General features: G+C 69.1%; 4 protein-coding genes. All 4 read right to left on the bottom strand.

Going from position 1 to position 3014, the window contains the following annotated elements:
• Positions 1 to 216 precede the first annotated feature (216 nt).
• On the bottom strand, positions 217 to 993 hold the full coding sequence (locus GRC12_RS43220; protein ID WP_208785913.1) for a maleylpyruvate isomerase family mycothiol-dependent enzyme: 777 nt from the start codon (positions 991 to 993) through the stop codon (positions 217 to 219).
• Positions 994 to 1045: 52 nt separating this feature from the next.
• Positions 1046 to 1411 carry a hypothetical protein gene (locus GRC12_RS43215; protein WP_208785912.1) on the bottom strand — a complete coding sequence of 122 codons (366 nt, stop codon included), beginning with the start codon at positions 1409 to 1411 and terminating at the stop codon, positions 1046 to 1048.
• A 309-nt stretch (positions 1412 to 1720) separates the two neighbouring features.
• Positions 1721 to 1951, bottom strand: coding sequence for a tautomerase family protein (locus tag GRC12_RS43210; RefSeq protein ID WP_208785911.1), 231 nt, complete (start codon positions 1949 to 1951; stop codon positions 1721 to 1723).
• A gap of 195 nt (positions 1952 to 2146) precedes the next feature.
• On the bottom strand, positions 2147 to 2911 hold the full coding sequence (locus GRC12_RS43205) for an SDR family oxidoreductase (protein WP_208785910.1): 765 nt from the start codon (positions 2909 to 2911) through the stop codon (positions 2147 to 2149).
• Between the last annotated feature and the right edge of the window lie 103 nt (positions 2912 to 3014).

Below are 3014 nucleotides of genomic sequence, written 5' to 3'. Positions count from 1 at the left end.
AGGCGAGCCAGGGCCGGCGGGGGAGTGATTGGGCACGTCGTCGGTCCACAGCGCGGTGTCCGTCGCCAACTCGTTCATGACGTTCCGAACGACCCCGCGCGCGGCCAACCTTTGGAGTCGGTCATCCGGTGGAACCGCCACCGTTCGCTACGAGACCGTTCGCGATGCGAGTGGCTGGTTTGTGCGCGGTGGCGTGCCGCTACGCCTGGGCCTGGCCTAGTCCTCCGGTTCCCAGGCGCGGAGCAGGTCGAGCAGCTGCGGGTCCCCGTCGAGTTGCAGGGAGTCCGCCGGAATACGGTCGTACAGGTAGAGGACCAGGTCACTGGCCGTGCCGCGAACGGAGACGCCTGCCGCGTCGGGGTCCTCGGCGGCAGCGGGCAGCCGGGTGGTCCGCGCACCGTCACCGTCGGCCGTCAGGCGCCAGGAGCGACCCTCGGTGGCGTGGAAGTCGAAGGCGGTTGGCTTGTGCGGCCAGGCGCTCGTCGTATAGCAGGTGATGAACAGGGTCTCCTCGACGCCGTCGAGGGCCACCTCGACCGGCAGCGCGGCCGGCTCGCCCACGGTGAGCTGGGCGTCGTAGGTGTGCACCGCGAGCTCCTGGACCTGGTGCCGGGCGACGCCACCGGCGGTGTGCGGCGTCTGCGTGTTGCCCCAGCCGGTGAAGCATCCCTGGTCCGGACCGGCCTGTCGCAGGGCCGCCAGCAACAGCTCGGTCGAGGCGGTCAGCCAGGCCAGTACGGCCTCGCGTCCCTGCGGCGCGACCGCGTCCCCCTGCGCCGGGGTCCTGGACGTGGCGTCCGGCCCGGCGGCGACCGTGGCGGCCCAGCGGCGGCGGCCCTCGCCGATGTGCTGCACCAGGTCGGACAGCGTCCAGCCGGGGCAGGTCGGCACGGGCAGGTCGAGCCTGGGCGCGGCGGCGATCGCGGCGCGGAAGGCGCTTGCCCGTTCGTCGATCAGCCGCAGCAGGTCGGGAAACTCCAGAGTCTTGTGCACGGCGGTAGTTCTATCATCTTGATCCTTTTGTCCGTCAACGGAACCCGTGGGGTTAATCGTCCAGGTACCGGTGTCTGATGTCGGCCGGTCCGATGAAGAGTTGACCCTCGCGGACCTGCCATTCGGTTGCCCCATCAACTTCGTGGCTGACAAGGAAGAGCCCCCGTACGAGGTCATCGTCGTCGTCGGAAGCTGGGATCCCGGCGATCTCTCTGATCTGATCGGTGAACCAGTCCAGGGCCGACTCACGGATGTCGGCGCCGTAGAAGATGTAGTGGTTCCAGTTGATGTGCCGGCGGGGTGAACTCCACCCGTTGGTGTAGTGGTGGTCTCCGTGTGAGGAGATGATCTCTTGGATGGCGGCGAGTTGGGTCTCGTCGCACTCCAGCCAGCCCCTGATCGACACGAAAACGCCCACGGGGATGTCCTCCCTGTCATCGCCAGTTCCGACACGACAGCTTTCGGTTCACGTCGTGGCAGCGGGTCGCCGCCGGAGCGCCAGGGTGACTCTATCCGCCAAGAACGGCGTGGCCTCCTGGTCATGGCCATGACCATGGAGGAGAGGCCCCGGTAGTGCCCGACAGGAGCGAGCGGTGAACACCGACACCTCTCCTGCCGGGCGCATCAGCACGCGCCCGGTGCCGCCATAACCCATGTGACACTGCCGGCCGCTTGGGTACGGAGACACACCTGGGCTTCGCTGGTCTTGCTGACCCAGCCGGGGCGGTCAGGCTCCGCTGGTGTCGGTCGGTGTCGCCTCGCCGAGCACGGCGAGGGTCAGCACGTTGCCGGAGATGCCCCAGCCGCCGTCGGCGACCTCTTCGACCAGAACCATGGTGTTGTTGCGGGCGCGCTCGCCATAGATCTCGACATACAGCTCGGTAGTGCGGCTGACGATCTCCTCCTTCTGCTTCGGGGTGAGGGTCTTCTCGGGGACCTTGAAGTTCGCGAAAGGCATGGTTGGTTGTTCCTTCTCTCAGCCGGGTGTTGCAGGGAGCTGCCTGCGGTGAGCAGGCTGTCCAGTCCGAGGCGGCGGAAGAAGTCCGCGCGGAGGCAGTAGGCCACCGCGGAGACGACTTCGCTGCCGTCTCGGCTGGGGTCTATTCGATGCGCTCGTCCAAATCGCCCATAAGGATGGGTCGTTGAGGGCGGCTCAGATGATTCCGCCGTTGGCGCGGACGATTTGCCCGTTGATCCAGTGGCCGGCGGGGGAGTCCAGGAACGCGACGACCTCGGCGATGTCGGCCGGGGTGCCGAGCCGTTCCAGCGGGGGCTGGGCGGCGAGGCGGGCGATGGTCTCCTCGTCCTTGCCGTCCAGGAACATGTCCGTGGCCGTGGGGCCGGGTGCCACGGTGTTCGCGGTGACGTCCCGTCCCCGCAGTTCCCGGGCCAGGATCGGCGTCAGCGCCTCGACCGCGCCTTTGCTGGCGGAGTACGCGCCGTAGTTCGGGAACGCCAGCCCCACCACGGAGGTGGAGAACAGCACGATCGCACCGCCGGGACGCACCCGACGGGCGGCCTGCTGAACGACGACGAAGGTGCCGCGAACGTTGGTGCGATGCAGGTCGTCCAGGACGGCCAGGTCCAGCTCGGCGATCGGCGCCATCTGGGCCCGCCCGGCCGCGTGCACGACGACGTCGACACCACCGAACTCCGCTTCGGCCAGATCGAACAGGGCCGCGACGGCGTGTTCGTCGGCGACGTCGGCGCGCACGGCGATCGCCTGGGCGCCGCCCTCGACGGCCTCCTTCACGGCGGCTTCGGCCTGCTCCTGGTTGCCGGCATGGCCGACCACGACCGTGTACCCGTCGGCGGCCAGCCGGCCGACGGTCTGGCGGCCGATGCCGCGCGAGCCGCCGGTGACGATCGCGACACGGGGTCGGTTGGCGGTCCGGTCGAGGGACGTGCGGGTGGGCATGGCTGACTCCTGTGATGTCGCGAGGGGGTGATGGAGGCCAGGGGGCGGCGAGGTGCTCGCCGGTCATCCCCGCTGCGTCCTCCACGATCGCCCCCTTCCCCAC

The sequence above is a fragment of the Streptomyces griseorubiginosus genome, from assembly GCF_017614965.1.
GTDB classification, from domain to species: domain Bacteria; phylum Actinomycetota; class Actinomycetes; order Streptomycetales; family Streptomycetaceae; genus Streptomyces; species Streptomyces griseorubiginosus_B.
This window is presented reverse-complemented; position numbering and strand designations above follow the sequence as displayed.

Bases quoted from the DNA above. Each gene is read 5' to 3' on its own strand.
- GRC12_RS43210 (WP_208785911.1), bottom strand. From the start codon at position 1,951: ATGCCTTTCGCGAACTTCAAGGTCCCCGAGAAGACCCTCACCCCGAAG.
- GRC12_RS43205 (WP_208785910.1), bottom strand. From the start codon at position 2,911: ATGCCCACCCGCACGTCCCTCGACCGGACCGCCAACCGACCCCGTGTC.